Here is a 16,071-nt window from a genome sequence, read left to right on the forward strand (position 1 = left end):
GAAAATGTTAATGTATTGACGTGATTAAAATTATTACAAAAAGAAAAGTATATATATCAACGCAGCTAAGAAGCCGGAAAGAACATTTACCATATCATTATTAAAAAGTGCAAAACCCTTTATTTTCACTAAGTTAGTGTGACATTCTACTTTTGATTCAACTATTCGACCACAAACAGGACATATATATTCCACTTGTACAAAGGCACCTAAAAGAGTATCCACGATATTACCTAAGAATCCAAATACAAGGATGACAAAAAAACTACCAAACTCCAAAGCAAATAAGAAATTCGCTGTTAACGCTATTAAGAGTGATCCAGCAAATGCAGCAATTGTTCCTAGGACACTGACTGCTCCAGATGTTCCAGTGGCCGCTTGTTTAAACGTTCGAACAGAGATTGGCTTTTTCTTGCTTAAGGATCCAATCTCTGATGCCCATGTATCCGAGTTGGCAGCTGCAAGAAGTATGGCGAATACACTAATCCAAACTGATTCTTTTGCAAAATAATAGATGATACCAACAATTGCTGCAAAACCTCCATTTGCCATAACTTGCCATGCATCTCGTTGTGACCCTTTTTTGGTTTTGTCCTCCATCGCCTGTTTAGTTTTGCTTTTATATTTTGAAAGCATACTAGAAGAAACAAAAAATACTCCTAGAACTACTAATCCTTTAGAGCCAAATCCTAGCGCAATTCCGCTCCCAACAAAAAAAGCCGCAATTGCGCCACTCATCGTTAATGATCTGCGTTTATATGCCAAATAAGAGACAAATAAAATGACTACTGCATACATCATACTACTCATTTGCGTAAATAATTCCTTCATTTGTAATTATTTTCTGAACAGCTAAATCATGATTCTCAACGGGAATTTGCTGCTGTATTTGCATAGAAAATGCTAGTGATATTGTTTGTCCATCATAATTTTGCAAAAAGCGGTCATAATAACCGCCCCCAAATCCTAATCTATATCCTTTTGGCGAAAAAGCTAATCCAGGAACAAGAAGTAAATCAATTAGTTTAGAATCTGTTGGTTTCGTTTTTTCTATAACTGGTTCAAACAGGTTACTATAAACCGATTCAAGTTGATTAAATTGCTCTAATTCGCGAAAAATCATTTGTCTAGATGCAGGGATGCACTTGGGAACACTTACTTTTTTACCTAATTGCCAAGCTGTACGAATAATTTGGTATGTATCCACCTCAGGAAATTTGGAAATGGTAATCCCTATATGACTAGCAGAAATAAAGGAAGCATCATTATATAATTGGGAAGCTATTTGGTAGGACATATGCTCATATTGTGGTTTATTGATTGATTGGAGTAGTTTTATCATATCTGATCGGAATTGTTTTTTTTCCTGCATTTTATGTACACCTTCCTTACATTTTCGTTATAAATATGAAAAAAACAGAAGGGATATCCCCCTTCTGCTTATTTTGTTTCACGATGAACTGTAGTACGTTTTTCTCTTGAGCAATATTTTTTTAGCTCAAGACGATCTGGATTATTTCGTTTATTTTTTTTAGAAATGTAGTTACGATCACCACATTCAGTGCAAGCTAACGTAATGTTTACACGCATGTTTATTTCCCTCCAAACTATAGGTTGCTAGTTCGTGCATACGACTTTTATATGATAACATCTTTTGTTAGGAAATGCTAGTACTTGTTTTCATTAGAATATGATTCATATCTAAAATATCCTTTTTTTCTGTCCCCATAATGGACCAAGCCCGACTAATACCAATTGATTGAGGCATTACCTCCATATTTAAAGAAAAAATACTTACACTGGAGCCTTTTGCCATAGGCTGATATTTGAGGGTACCATTTTGATTATTGCTCCAAATATGATCAGTGTGCACATTCCAGAGAGGTTGTACGGTTCTCTGTTCCATGCAGCTTGAATTATGTTCTCCATTTACTAAATATAGCTGTTCCTCAATGGAATGATAGATGACGTTTTCCGTAGGTGATACAAAAGAAAGATGATTATGAAAAGCTTTTGGAAAATAATTCAAAACTAAAACTTTCATTTTTTTCGGTTCTTGAGAGTGATTTCTGACGAAAATCTCATTGTATTGAATTTTTGAGTGCTTGTGTATTTGTTTTACATGAACGGAAATAGAATGTTCTGGTATTAATTTTTCATAACCATTTTGAATCCAATACGTTTTTCCATCAACCCAGATTCCAGGAGTTGTCGTTATTTTTTTTACTAATAACTTTCTTTGAACACTTTGATAGTCTTTTTGTAAATTGGCCTCAATTTTCATTCTTCCTTCACCTACTCTAATATTTTTAATTAGAAATGGATTCCTTCACCTTTGCCTGTACAATCAATTCATCAAAAATTCTTTTTGTCTCTTCGCCAATTCGATTCCAGCTAAAAAGCTGGCTAACTAATATTTGCCCTTTCTTACCAATTTTTTTACCCACGGCTGGATTTTCTACTAAATACTCGATATTCTTTACTAAGTTTTCTGCATTATTTGGTTCCATATATAGTCCTGTTTCTCTATCCTTAATGATTCCTTTTAAGCCGCCTGTCTGGGATACAATTGTTGGAATAGCGAAAACAAGGGATTCTAATGCTACGATTCCAAAAGGCTCATAGGAACTTGGTATAACAACTATATCTGCTAGTGCATAGAGTGCATTCTTCTGTTCTTCCTGCAAATAGCCTATTAAGTGAACACTTTCTGCTAATTGATGTCTTTCAATAAATTGTTGATATTCATCATACATTGGACCGATTCCAGCAATAACAAAACATAGATCATTTCGCTTTTTATGCAACTTTCTTGCTGCTTCTAATAAAGTTCCAAAGCCTTTTTCTTTTACCAATCTCCCCATAGCAAAAACCACTTTTTTGTTGTCCTTTGAAAAATTTTCAACCGGAGCAGCCGATATGGCTCCCTTCTTCAAGATTTCTACTCCATTGGGAATGATATTAATTTTCGTTTGTTCTACTTCAAAAATTGTCATTAACTCATTCTGCATATATTCGCTGCACACAATTAAAGAATCAGCTGTGTCCATTAACTGGCTTTCTTTCCTATGGATAAATTTCTGCATTTCTGTATAGATACCACCGTTTCTTCCATGCTCTGTTGCATGTATAGTGGCTATTAAAGGAACATTTAATTGATTCTTTAAAGAAATAGCAGCTGCACCTACTAACCAATCATGTGCCTGCACTAATTCAAATGTTGTGTTCTTTCCTATTTCTATTGCTTTATCCCACATTGCTAAATTTAAGCCGCCAATCCAGTGAATAAAGTTTTGATCTTTACTATAAATTGGCTTGACCCGATAAACAAATAATCCAGCCTTTTCTTCTACGTCTTCGGGATTTTTATTCATCTCTTGTGCTGTAACAAGATGAACTTCATAGCCATTTTTTATTAAGCTATTTGTTAACCCAACTACATGAGCACCAAGACCACCAACTATATTGGGCGGATACTCCCAAGATAAGATTAAAACACTCTTCTTGTTTGTCGGTTCCTTTTGAGACCGAACCGGTTTATGGATCTGTATCGTTGTATTTAAAATTGGATATTTACTTTCTCTTAAGGAAAGCCAGTCTTTATCGATTGGTCCTTTCCAATAACCGTTTAATTTGTTTGCCGCCTCTAGATGGTTTGTTACTTCTTCACTTGTCCAATTATTATCTTGATAAAGGAGAGCGCTTAATAACAACCATTCCTTTTCCATCTGCTTCTGTACTCTATGAGTTGCTGGCGGTAAAGAAATTTGTCTCCATTCATGAAGCTCTCTTTCCAAAAATGCTAAAGCAGCATAGGAAGAACGATGTTTAACAACCTCTTCTCTCCCTCTGCGCTCTAAGAAGGAAGCACAGAGATGGACACAATCCATTCCTTGACTGAATTGCTTTATATATGTTTCAGGCGTAATATGAACCATATAGCCTTCATCATTTAAATAACGAATACTTTTATTCAACTCGTCTTGTATCTTTACATAATCAGCTAAATCAATTGGGAAAGTTAAAATGGACTCATTTATGTAAGAAGGATAGGATTCTAGCAAATCTAAGATCCATTTATCCCATACTTGTTTTGTTGCTTTCTCCTCTTTAAAAAGTTGATACAGCTTTTCTTCCACAGGAAAGAACACAATATTATGTGGTGATTTAACCGCAATACCTGTATCACTCGGTAAAGGATCACTATGATCGATTGTCCTACTATTTAGATAGCTATAAGAAAAGTTCTCTTTTTTCAAATATAAATCTAAACCAGGTGAAAAATTCCCTTCTGGAAACCAAAATCCTGTCGGCCGGTAGTCTAAATAATCATCTATAATGGATAAACCTAACTCTATTTGTAATTGAATACCTGTACTTGTCGATACATTTGATAAAGGCGAAAAGGAAGCGGGACATGCCAGCAATTCGATCCGCTTTTCTTGGAGAAGCGATTTAAGAACCTTTAATAGATTTGTTTCTTTATCTATCCAGAAAGAATACAATTCATCATCGGGATAGTATTTTTCTAAAAATTCTGTTATTTCTTCTCGAAATGACTGCGCATCAAGTTGTTCGAGATAAATTGGCGGAACAACAATTTGAATGGTATATGGAAGTTGATTCTTTTCCGTTTCGAAAAGAAACTTGATAAAGTTAATAGTCTGCGCATATAATTCCTTTTTCTTCTGTTTATCTTTTGAAAAATAGTTCATAAAAGGAATCTTATTAATTACAATCAATTGAAAATAGGAACCATTCATTTCTTTTTCACATCCTCTTGCTCTTCTAATTCATAATAGCTATAGGTGCTTACGTGTTCAATCCAATTTGGGACAGAAACATCCCCATTCTCCCACTCCTGTAAATCCTTTGCTAATTGGCCTGTTTGGTTATGTGCAGTTCTCGGTGTATGCAAAGGATTTGACTGTAATATCGGTAAAAAGGATTGATACACATCAAGAACCCCAATTTCGAAACAAAAACTTCTATTGGGTGATAAGTCTTGTAACACAACTGATTCTTGCCTATTTTCAACAGGCAGAATGCGAGAATTATGCGCATTTCTTCCATTATAGATAATGCTAGTTATATCATTAATCTTTACTGCTAGCGAACAAGTTTCCGGATCAATATCATAATAAGTTGAAATTAACTGCCATTTTCCTTCGGGAATTCTCCAAAATACTAATGCAGTGTCTTCCGATGTTAACCAAGCTTCCATCCCATTTTTCTTTACTAATAAATCCACGCTTGTCCAAAAACTTTCCGTTATATATGATTCCTGCTTTTGCATTTGGATTACATTCTTTTGCTCCTCGGCTTGTCCAGCATTCCCATGATGTTCTTGTTCCTTCACATATTTTTTCCATTGGTATTGTACTTTTCCTACAGTTGAATTTAGTTCGATGGCAATTTTCCGGAAAGACAGTCCTTTACGTCTTAAATTTACAATTTGTTCAATCAATAGAAATTGCACCTCTTTCTAAATTTTATTTATCCAATGTCATTTAATTTCTGTGGTGTATGATCGCAATTTACTAGTATATGCATACAAGATTCCATTTAGTTCGCTATTTATATTTATTATGTTACCACTGAATGGGCATTGCCACAACGAACAGATTTTGTCGGAATATGCTTAAACTTACGTACGTTTATTGTAATAATGCAAAAAAATTTTTTTTGCATTTTTCCATTAGCTAGTACAACATCGATTCGACATATGTTTTTAAAAATTCAAGATGAATTACGACATATTCTTAACTGTTTCGCAGATCTATTCGAATATTGTCATCCACAATCTTGATTTAATAGGAATTACCGATAGATAATGATAAAATATCTTTAGCTTGCATTGTTCTTCTTTAGGTCTCTTATTATTTATATCATTTGAAATGAAGATTTTATTCTGAGGTGAATTATGTTAATTGTAATGTTAGTAATTATAGGAATTTCTTTATTCCTTCTTATTCTGTCTCTTTTCCTTCGTGATCCCATTAAAGATTTACGAGAGGAAATAGATCAGCTTTCCATTCAACAAGTACAAGAGCTATACAAAATAAAAAAGAAATTAAAACTATTAGAAGAAGAGTTAATGATCGGTGAGGAAGATTTTTCTTTAAAGCCATCTTCTACCCTAAAAAACCCATCCGCAATGGAAATGGATAAACCACAGCCCATTCACGCTATTATTAAAAACCAAGTCTGGACCCTTGCAGCAAGCGGAGTACCGATTGAGCAGATTGCCAATCAATCTTCCTTATCTATCACTCAAGTTCAGCAAATTATAAAGGAAAGGGTCGAAAAGTAACTAAATGAAAAAGTATAGTTTACGTTCATTTGCCATCGGAATGCTCCTTTCAGCAAGCATTATTGGTAGTTTTTATTACTATCTCGAACAAAAAAGTCAAGAACATGCAACGATTAGTGTATCTGAAGCAACATCCTATCTACAAAAAAAGGGTTTTACTGTGTTAGCAGAGGTCGAATATAAGAATTTACAAAAGCAAATAGCAGAGAAGAAACAAGAACAAGCAAAATCAGCAGCAAAAGAAAAGAAGCAGGAAGAGCCAAAAGAAGAACAACACGAGAACATTGCCTATACGTTAAAAGTTAAAAGTGGTATGAGCATCTCTCAAATTGCTGAGTTATTATATAAAGAAAAAATCGTCAAAGATCAAGAAGAGTTTGAAACATACTTAATTGATAATGGCTACCATACAAAAATTCAAGTCGGCAGCTTTCCTTTAACTAGTGACATGAGTCATAAAAAAATTGCCGAAACTCTTACGAAATAAACGAGCTGGAACATAATTAAATAAGTGATCTAAAAGGTCGAACAATCCTTATTTAGCTATTAAGTATAAATGAAGCACACTAACTAGTTAAAAGCTATGAAATAATGAAACCCCAAATATTATAGAGATGTTGTAAGTATCTCCGTATAATATTTGGGGTGAAATCCTATGTTCCAGTCTTTTTTTATTTACCAATCATATTGTCTGCCTTTAACTAAATAGAAAATATTCTCAGCTATATTAGTTGTATGGTCTGCTGCTCTTTCTAAATAACGACAAACAAATGTCAATTGCGAAATTTGCTGTAAATACTCAGGTTTATTTTTACTAATTTCTAAAAGCTCCACAAACGCTTGTTTATTTAAACCATCTACCTCATCATCCATCTCCGCGATTTTTCGAGCTAGTTTTGTGTCTTCTTTATTATAAGCAGTTAAGGATAAGCGCAGCATTTCATTAGTAATCTCTAACATTTTTTTTACATGAATGATTGGTTTCACTAAGTCTTGATTCCCAATTCGAATAGTAGCTTTTGCAATATTAACGGCAAAATCTGCGATTCTTTCAATATCGGTTGCAATCTTAATTCCAACAATTATACGTCTTAAATCAATTGCTACAGGTGCCTGCTTCGCAATTAATAGAATAGCAAAGTCATTTATTTCTTCATACAAATTATCAGCCTTTACATCATCATCAATAATTTCTAAAGCCATTTCTATATTTTGTGTTTCAAGTGCTTCTAACGATCTTTCAAGTGCTTGAATCGAAAATTCACCAAGCTCTGTCAGTTTCTCTTGCAGTTCCTTAAGCCCTGCTTCAAATTTCTCTCTAACTGGCATAGTAAGATCTCCTTTTTTTGAATTCAGCTTAAATAATTATCCAAATCTACCTGTAATATAATCTTCTGTTCTTTTATCCTTTGGATTAGAGAATATTTTATCGGTTACATCAAACTCTATTACTTCTCCATTTAAGAAGAATGCTGTTTTATCAGAAATACGTGCTGCTTGCTGCATATTATGTGTAACAATAATAATGCTGTAGTTTTCTTTTAGTTCTTGAACTAACTCTTCCACTTTTAATGTCGAAATTGGATCAAGTGCAGAGGTTGGCTCATCCATAAGAATAACGTCTGGTTCAATCGCAAGACATCTTGCAATGCAAAGGCGCTGTTGCTGTCCACCAGAAAGTCCATATGCATTTTGGTGTAATCTATCTTTTACTTCATCCCAAATTGCCGCTCCTCTTAAACTTTTCTCCACAATCTCATTTAAAATTTTCTTATCTCGTATCCCATGAATTTTTGGTCCATATGCTACATTTTCATAAATAGATTTTGGAAATGGATTTGGTTTTTGAAAAACCATTCCGACTTTTGTTCTTAATTCTTCCACTCCATAGTCTTTATCAAAAATATTTCTGCCACGATAATTAATTTCACCTGATGTTTTTACACTTGGCACTAATTCAATCATCCGATTTAAAGTTTTGATATATGTCGATTTACCGCAGCCTGATGGTCCAATAATAGAAGTTACTTCGTTTTCGATTATGTCTAAATCTATATTTTTCAGCGCATGGTTATCCCCGTACCATAAATTAAGCTGATTTGTTTTATAAACAGAGTTTTTCACTCTACCGTCTGTAGCATTCATTTCTACTGCTTTCTTAATTTTATCTGCAAAGACTGTACTCATTTGAAGTTCCCCCTATACGTTTAATAACGTTTTTGAAATTTATTTCGAATCAATACTGCAATAGAATTCATTAAAATCAATAAAACTAAAAGAACAATTATTCCTGCTGCTGCAAGACTCTGAAACTCTTCTTGCGGTCTTCCGGTCCAGTTATAGATTTGCATTGGCAGCACTGTAAACATATCAAAAACAGTTCTCGGCAAGAATGCTAGGAATAAAGGTAAACCTAATACTACTAGTGGAGCAGTTTCGCCAATTGCCCGTGAAAGTGCCAATATCCCTCCAGTTAAAATACCTGGTATAGCTGCAGGCATGACTACTCTGACAATTGTCTGCCATTTCGTTGCTCCCATACCAAGGGAGGCTTCTCTTAATTCCCTAGGAACGGATCGGATAGCTTCCTGAGATGCAACGATAATGATTGGCAATACTAATAAGCTCATTGTTAACCCTGCCGCAAGGACACTTGTTCCAAGTGATAAAGCACGAACAAAGAGTGTCAATCCTAATAGACCAAAAACAATGGATGGTACACCTGCAAGATTCGATATATTAATCTGGATAAAATTCGTGAATTTATTTTTACTTGCGTATTCTTCTAAATATATCGCCGTGCCCACTCCAATTAAAAGTGATACAGGTGCAACTACTGCCATAAGCCAAACTGTTCCTATCAATGCGGTATAGACGCCTGCATTTTCAGGTTTACGGGAAGGCAGGCTTGTTAAAAACTGAAAATCTAAATAGCCAATTCCTTGAGTCAATACTCGATAAAAAAGGACACCCAGAACAATTAAACCAAATAAAGTTGCGCTAAAGAATAATCCTTTCATTATGACGTTTTTCATTAATCTTGGTTTCATTCGCTTAATAACTTCTGAATGGTTTACTAACTTCATCTTAATATTCCTCCCTAAAACGACGAGAAATGTACTGAGCAAGCAGATTCATCAAGAAAGTGAATAGGAATAAGGTAAATCCAACCGCATAAATGCTGTAATAAATCGTTGTTCCATATCCTGCATCTCCTTGACTTACTTGAACAATATAGGCTGTCATAGTTTGTATAGATTCTGTTACATTGAAGCTTAGATTAGGTGTACTGCCTCCTGCAACTGCGACAATCATTGTTTCCCCAATCGCTCTTGATAAAGCTAATACAATGGAAGAAACAATTCCAGAAACTGCTGCAGGCAAGACTACCTTTAAAGCAACTTCAAATTTAGTAGAACCCATTGCTAATGCTCCTTCCCGCATTGCCCTTGGAACGGCACTCATTGCATCTTCTGATAGAGAAGCAATCATTGGCGTAATCATAATCCCAATAACAATTCCTGGACTTAAAGCATTAAACATTTCTAAAGAAGGAATAATGGATCTAAGTAATGGCGTTATAAATGTTAAAGCGAAAAACCCGTAGACAATTGTAGGAATACCAGCAAGTACTTCTAAAATTGGCTTAATTATTCTTCTTGTTCTATCACTCGCGTATTCACTTAAAAAAATGGCAGATGCTAACCCTATCGGCACAGCAACAATCCCAGCAATCAGCGTTACTTTTAATGTCCCAGACACAAGTGACATGATTCCAAAAGAACCTGGATCAGAAAATGGATACCATGATTTACTTGTTAAGAACTCTTTTATATTTACTCTTTCGAAAAAAGTAAATGTTTCAATTACTAATGTAAATAGGATACCGAGCGTCGTTAATACCGAAAAGATTGCAGTAATCAATAATACTTTAGGCATAATTTTTTCTAACATCTTACTTAGATTATTTTTCTGTTTTTTTTCAGCAATTAACTCTTGTACAGATCTTGCATTCACATTTGTCGTTTGTTTAATCATGCTTTAAGTCCCCCTTAATCCAACAGCAAGACGGAAAGCTAAGTACAAAGCTTTCCATCAAAACTTATTACTTAAGTCCTTCGATTAATTCTAAATCTTTTTTGTATTCCTCATCTGGCAATTTTACATAGCCTACGTCTTCTGATAAATCAGCCGCATTTTCAATTATGAATTCTACAAAATCAGCTACTTCTTCTTTTTTCACCGATTCATTTTTTACATAAGTGAATAATGGTCTTGATAATGGAGAATACTCGCCGCTTTCAACCGTTTCATTTGTTGGTTCAACTGGGCCGTTCCCTCCGTCTATTGGTACTACTTTCAATTTATCTTTGTTTTCAGCATAGTAAGCATAACCAAAGTATCCAATTGCGTTTTTATCGCCTGTTACCCCTTGTACTAAAATATTATCGTCTTCTGATAATGTCGCTGCTTTAGCAATTGGCTGATCTTCTAAAATTACTTCATCAAAATAATCGAAAGTTCCAGAATCAGTTCCTGGAGAATAATATTTAATTTCTTCTTCTGGCCATCCTTCACGGATATCAGACCATTTTTTGGTTGTACCATCTTCAAGCCAGATTTTCTTTAATTCATCTAGAGTTAAGTGGTCAACCCATGTGTTATCCTTATTCACCACAACAGATAAACCGTCATATGCTAATCTTAATTCTGTATAGTCAATTCCTTTTGATTCTAACTCGGATTTTTCTTCATCCTTAATTGGACGGGATGCATTACTGAAATCTGTTTCCCCTGCGATAAATGCTTTGAAGCCGCCACCTGTACCAGATGATGCTACAGAAACTTTCACGTTGGGCTGCTCTGCTTGGTATTCTTCAACGATTGCTTCCATAATTGGATATACAGTGGATGATCCGTCTAATTTGATTTGACCTGATAATTGTTCAGATCCTTTATCTTTTGATGAATCAGATGACTTTGATGGACTAGCGTCGTTATTTCCACCACACGCTGATAATGCTAACATTGTTCCAATCATTGCTGTCAATCCTACTGTTTTAAGGCTCTTCATTTTTTCTCTTTACCCCCTAAGGATGCTTGTTTTGTTTACAAGATAACTATAAGACTTTAGTATTAACTTGGTTTTAACTATTTGTAAATCAATGTAAACACATTGTAAATTTAGAAGGTTTTCGTACTCTTTTTCAAATAAAAAAAGGACAAAACTAGTAAATGCTAGTTTTGTCCTTTTTGATCCTATTATTTGTCTTTTTTCTCTTCTTTTTGTCTTTCTTTTTTCAAATCAAAATACGCATCCAAAACGCGTTCTCCAATTTTCTTATTGGCACCATTATCCACACTTCCTTGGTATGCCCAAGGAACCATTACAGCCATGGCAACTTCTGGATTATCGGAAGGTGCGTAGCTGATTAAACTTAAATTCATAACTTGCGGCGGTTCTTTTCCATAATCACTGCGAGAAGGTCCATCGTAAAATGCCTCTGCTGTCCCTGTTTTTGCTGCAGGTGAATAATCCTTTCCACCTAGATTAGAATAAGCAGTACCTTTTGGAGTTTGTGCCACCATTTTAAATCCTTGCTGTACCCGTTTGATCCATTCAGGTTTGACATCAACCTTATTTAATACTTTTGGTTTAACTGTTTCTACTACCGGTCCAAGTGTACTGTCATCCGCCACTGGTTCGCGGATCTCTTTTACAATATGTGGTTCCATTCTGTTTCCGCCATTAGCAATGGTGGAAACATATTGGGCAAGCTGCATATTGGAATACGTATCATATTGTCCAATGGATAAATCCAGTAAGAAACCTGGCAGTGTGTCTTGTCCTTTAAAGCCAACTTGCTCATTCGGCAAATCAATACCAGTACGGATTCCAAGTCCATATTGGGCAAATTCATTTCTCACTAACGAGAAGTCAGCTAATGAAACAGATAGTGGTTTACCGTATACATAGTTAGCACCAGCCATGTTCATTACCGTTCTAAACATATAAACATTGGATGAGCGTTGTAAAGCGGTAAGATCGTTGATTGGTCCCATTGTCGTCCACGATTTTTTGATGGTATTTCCAATTTTCACAGGTGTATCATTCCATACTGTCCCAGGAGAAATCGCTCCTGTTTTATAACCAGTTAAAACAGTTGCACCTTTTACAACAGAACCTACGTTGTAAGTAGTTGTAATATTACCAAGTGCATCATCTTGAACTTCTATTTTACCTGTTTTATCATTTTTCACTAGTCGTTTCCCTGCCATGGACAGGACATCCCCTGTATTGGGATTCATTAAAACAACATAGGCACGATCAAGTAATTTCGTTCCCGCAAATGTTTTTGCTTTTTTTAATTCTTCCTCAATGATTTTTTCTATTTTTAATTGAAGCTCCATATCAATTGATAGTACCAAATCATTGCCACGTTTTCCTTCTGTAATGACTTCGGTACTAACAATATTACCTTTTTTGTCTGTTTTATTGCGGATTTTCTCTTTTTGCCCTTTAAGAACATCCTCATATTGAAGTTCTAAGTAACTGGTACCGACCCGATCATTTCTGCTATATCCTCGGGAAACATAATAATCTAATTTCTCTGCTGGCAGTCCTCTTTCAGCGGAGCTCACATTCCCTAAAACAGATTTCAGGGTATCCCCAAATGCATAGGATCTCTCCCAATCTGTTGTCGTATCGACACCAGGTAAGGCTTCTAAATTCTCACTAACTACAGCAAATTCTTCGTCGCTTACCTCTTTATTTTTGACCATTTGCGGTGTTAGTTTATAACCGCTGATAAACTCACGATAGATAGCTAGCACTTCTAAATCATGATTAGTAAGTGTTTTTATATCCTCCGCGGTAATCCGATCCAGCTGCAACTGATACACTTGCTTATTGTATTCTTCTTGATCTGGATACTTCTCAGCTAAAGCTTTTTTTTCCTTTTCAGTGACTTTCTTTTCCGCTTCTTTTTTATTTTTTATAATCCAATAGTCTTTTTTCTCGCGCTCCGTCACCTTTTTCGTATCTTTTATAATATATTTTGAAAGTAATTCAGCGGTTTTGAGCATATCTTCTTGTTTCGCACCAGAATTCGTATAAGTAATTGCTTTTTCTGCTACATTATCTACTATCACTTTTCCTGTTGCATCATACATTTTGCCACGTGGTACAGAGGTATTTACTGTAACATCTTCTGTTTTCTCTAATTCTCTTTTATAATCTTCACCATAAACAATCTGCACAAAGCCTAGGCGCAGAATCAATGCTGAAAATAATAAAAAGACAAAAAAGAAAATAATGTTAAGACGTACAGGTATCGTTTTTTTCTTTTTCTTTTTTCCCAACGTTTAATCACACTTTCCTTCGATATTCTTTTTCTATTGTAATAGAAAATCGTAGATTATTCTATTAATAACTAATTGGAATAATATGCTAGGATTGTTGAATGTATCAAATCTTGCTATAAGTTGCTCTGTTATTCATTAATATGGGAGGAAATACATCTATATATCCACCTTTCTTTTATCCAAAAAAAACCAAAAACACTATCTAAAAGGCAGCAATGTACATACCCATAGATAGTGTTTTTTATTTAAGAAACTCTTAATCTATTCTTTTTCTTTCTTTAATTCAAAATATTTATCCATAACACGTTTTCCGATAGTTAAGTTTGGTGATGGTCCATTGTTGGTTGTGTACACCCAAGGAACCATGACAGCCATGGCAACCTCTGGGTTTTCGGAAGGCGCATAGGTGATTAAGCTTACATTCATTACTTGGGGCGGTTCTCCATCTCTATTTTTTCTTAATGGTCCATCATAAAAGGCCTCAGCCGTGCCAGTTTTTCCCGCTGGACTATAAGAAGAACCCGCGAAAGCTTTAGCTCCTGTACCACTTGTCATAACAAGACGAAATCCTCTATGAATTTGCTCCATCCATCCAGGCTTCAATTCCAACTTATTTAATACTTTTGGTTGAATTTCTTGAACAATCGGTCCTAACTTCCCTTCTTCCTTAGAAGTTTCACGTATTTCTTTCACTAAGTGTGGCTGAATACGATACCCTCCATTAGCAATTGTTGAAACATATTGGGCTAACTGCATGTTCGTATACGTATCATATTGTCCAATCGACAAGAACATTAGGTTTGCTGGCTGGTTTGGATCCACTACTCCTCTCAACCCAGCCGTTTCATTTGGTAAATCAATTCCAGTCCGAATACCTAACCCAAATTCTGAAAAGGAATTCCTGATTTTAGGATATGCTTCCAAATCAATGTTTAATGGCTGCATATAACCATAATGCCCTTTCCCAATCTTAATAGCTGTTTTAGCCATATAGACGTTAGATGACTCTTTTAACGCTGTTAAATCATTGATCATGCCCATTGGTTTCCATGATTTAAAAGGAGGCGATCCTTTAATTTGCATGGTTGCATCTAGTATGGGAGCTCCCGGAGAAATAACCCCTTCCTTATATCCTGTCAATACCATTGCACCTTTGACAACGGAGCCAACATTATAAGAAGTAGTAATATTACCTAACGCAAAATCCTGCACAACTTGCTTGCCTGTTTTCTCATCTTTGCCTAACTGCTTTCCGGCCATCGTTAATACTTCACCCGTATGAGGATCAATTAATACGACAAATGCTCTATCTAAATATTGAGTGCCAGCATAGCCATATTTCGTCTTTTTCAGCTCTTCTTCAATAATTTTTTCTACTTCTAGCTGTAATTTCATATCAATTGTCAATACTAAGTCATTACCGGCAGCTCCATTGGCAATCACTTCCGAATTAACTATTTCATCTTTTTTATCTTTCATAAACTTAACTTTCTTCTTTTGTCCTTTTAAAATATCTTCATATTGCTTTTCTAAATAGCTAAGTCCGACTCTATCGTTCATGCTATAACCTTTTGCTATATAGCTGTCTTTTTCTTCTGCAGGAACCCCTCTTTGTGAAGTACTGACATTCCCTAATACGGTTTTTAATGTCGACCCAAAATCATATTTTCTGTCCCAGTCCCGAACTGTATCGACACCTGGCAGTTTGTCCAAATTTTCGCTGATTACAGCGATTTCCTTATCGGTAACCCCCTCATTTTTAACAATATGTGGTGTATAGTAATATCCGCTTTGAAATTCCCGATAAATAGCTAATGTTTCCATATCTAGATCTGTAAGTGTGTTTAAATCCTTTTCTGTTATCCGCTCACGCAAAAGCTCATCATATGCTTTTTGGTATTCTTTATTGTCATTCTTATATTGTTCTTGTAGTTTCTCATTTTCTTTTTTGGGTATTTTCTTCTTTGCTTCTTTCGGATGAATAAGAATCCAGTAATCTTTTTTATCTCTTTCTGATATCTTTTTAAGATCTTTTTCACTGTCCATCTTAATAATTTTTGCTAATTCTTCGGCGGTATCCCGCATTTCATTCGGTTTATATTTTTTCCAATTCGTATAGGTAATCGCATTTTTACCGACATTACTTACAATGCTTTCTCCCGTTCGATCATAGATTTCTCCTCTTGGGACAGATGTGCTGATGATAATGTCCTCTTTCTTCTCGACTTGCTTTTTATATTCATCTCCATAAACAATCTGAACAAATCCTAATCTTAAAATAAGTGCTGAAAACAATAAAAATACCGTAAAGAATATAATGTTAACTCTTAAAGGTATTGGATTTCTCTTTTTTTTCTTTTTTTCCCCCACGATCGATTCCACCTTTTCCTCCA

15 protein-coding genes are annotated in these 16,071 nt (G+C 35.0%); 2 read left to right on the forward strand and 13 right to left on the reverse strand.

The window, feature by feature from the left end; translation table 11 throughout:
* Positions 1–33 precede the first annotated feature (33 nt).
* The 6 genes from NSS71_RS10660 to NSS71_RS10685 all read right to left on the reverse strand — a co-directional run bounded on the left by NSS71_RS10660 (position 34) and on the right by NSS71_RS10685 (position 5,467).
* Positions 34–810: a DUF92 domain-containing protein gene (locus NSS71_RS10660; protein WP_047941257.1), complete on the reverse strand. Its 777-nt coding sequence runs from the start codon at positions 808–810 to the stop codon at positions 34–36.
* Positions 803–1,372: a 5-formyltetrahydrofolate cyclo-ligase gene (locus NSS71_RS10665; RefSeq protein WP_095322370.1), complete on the reverse strand. Its 570-nt coding sequence runs from the start codon at positions 1,370–1,372 to the stop codon at positions 803–805. The genes NSS71_RS10660 and NSS71_RS10665 overlap by 8 nt, the downstream gene beginning before the upstream one ends.
* 68 nt (positions 1,373–1,440) lie before the next feature.
* Positions 1,441–1,590: a 50S ribosomal protein L33 gene (gene rpmG, locus NSS71_RS10670; RefSeq protein ID WP_016204868.1), complete on the reverse strand. Its 150-nt coding sequence runs from the start codon at positions 1,588–1,590 to the stop codon at positions 1,441–1,443.
* 67 nt (positions 1,591–1,657) lie between these two features.
* Positions 1,658–2,284 (reverse strand): hypothetical protein, encoded by a 627-nt coding sequence (locus NSS71_RS10675; RefSeq protein WP_341151641.1) that lies wholly within the window; start codon positions 2,282–2,284, stop codon positions 1,658–1,660.
* A gap of 25 nt (positions 2,285–2,309) precedes the next feature.
* Positions 2,310–4,763, reverse strand: a complete 2,454-nt coding sequence (locus NSS71_RS10680; protein WP_341151642.1) for a glycosyltransferase — start codon at positions 4,761–4,763, stop codon at positions 2,310–2,312.
* Positions 4,760–5,467, reverse strand: a complete 708-nt coding sequence (locus NSS71_RS10685) for a DUF4912 domain-containing protein (protein WP_172864772.1) — start codon at positions 5,465–5,467, stop codon at positions 4,760–4,762. The genes NSS71_RS10680 and NSS71_RS10685 overlap by 4 nt, the downstream gene beginning before the upstream one ends.
* A 456-nt stretch (positions 5,468–5,923) precedes the next feature.
* Here NSS71_RS10685 and NSS71_RS10690 point away from each other — a divergent pair, with 456 nt between their 5' ends.
* Together NSS71_RS10690 and NSS71_RS10695 are read left to right on the forward strand one after the other, a co-directional pair.
* Positions 5,924–6,313: a hypothetical protein gene (locus NSS71_RS10690; RefSeq protein ID WP_047941261.1), complete on the forward strand. Its 390-nt coding sequence runs from the start codon at positions 5,924–5,926 to the stop codon at positions 6,311–6,313.
* 4 nt (positions 6,314–6,317) lie between these two features.
* The gene (locus NSS71_RS10695) at positions 6,318–6,800 is read left to right on the forward strand and encodes an endolytic transglycosylase MltG (RefSeq protein WP_172864770.1); all 483 of its coding nucleotides are present in this window, start codon (positions 6,318–6,320) and stop codon (positions 6,798–6,800) included.
* Positions 6,801–6,988: 188 nt separating this feature from the next.
* Here the strand turns inward: NSS71_RS10695 and phoU are convergent, their stop codons facing one another.
* The 7 genes from phoU to NSS71_RS10730 form a co-directional block, all read right to left on the reverse strand.
* A complete protein-coding gene (phoU, locus tag NSS71_RS10700) occupies positions 6,989–7,642 on the reverse strand; it encodes a phosphate signaling complex protein PhoU (RefSeq protein WP_061798557.1) in 654 nt (217 codons plus the stop codon).
* A gap of 36 nt (positions 7,643–7,678) precedes the next feature.
* The gene (pstB, locus tag NSS71_RS10705) at positions 7,679–8,458 is read right to left on the reverse strand and encodes a phosphate ABC transporter ATP-binding protein PstB (protein ID WP_235844481.1); all 780 of its coding nucleotides are present in this window, start codon (positions 8,456–8,458) and stop codon (positions 7,679–7,681) included.
* 62 nt (positions 8,459–8,520) lie between these two features.
* Positions 8,521–9,399 (reverse strand): phosphate ABC transporter permease PstA, encoded by an 879-nt coding sequence (pstA, locus tag NSS71_RS10710; protein ID WP_061798559.1) that lies wholly within the window; start codon positions 9,397–9,399, stop codon positions 8,521–8,523.
* Between the two features lies 1 nt (position 9,400).
* Positions 9,401–10,351 carry a phosphate ABC transporter permease subunit PstC gene (pstC, locus tag NSS71_RS10715; protein WP_047941266.1) on the reverse strand — a complete coding sequence of 317 codons (951 nt, stop codon included), beginning with the start codon at positions 10,349–10,351 and terminating at the stop codon, positions 9,401–9,403.
* 67 nt (positions 10,352–10,418) lie between these two features.
* Complete coding sequence (locus tag NSS71_RS10720) at positions 10,419–11,387, reverse strand: PstS family phosphate ABC transporter substrate-binding protein (RefSeq protein ID WP_341151643.1); 969 nt, start codon at positions 11,385–11,387, stop codon at positions 10,419–10,421.
* A 188-nt stretch (positions 11,388–11,575) separates the two neighbouring features.
* Positions 11,576–13,675, reverse strand: coding sequence for a peptidoglycan D,D-transpeptidase FtsI family protein (locus tag NSS71_RS10725; RefSeq protein ID WP_061798565.1), 2,100 nt, complete (start codon positions 13,673–13,675; stop codon positions 11,576–11,578).
* Between the two features lie 264 nt (positions 13,676–13,939).
* On the reverse strand, positions 13,940–16,060 hold the full coding sequence (locus NSS71_RS10730) for a peptidoglycan D,D-transpeptidase FtsI family protein (protein WP_235844480.1): 2,121 nt from the start codon (positions 16,058–16,060) through the stop codon (positions 13,940–13,942).
* Between the last annotated feature and the right edge of the window lie 11 nt (positions 16,061–16,071).

Origin of the sequence: Niallia sp. FSL W8-0951 (assembly GCF_038006525.1) — a bacterium.
GTDB lineage: Bacteria > Bacillota > Bacilli > Bacillales > Cytobacillaceae > Niallia > Niallia circulans.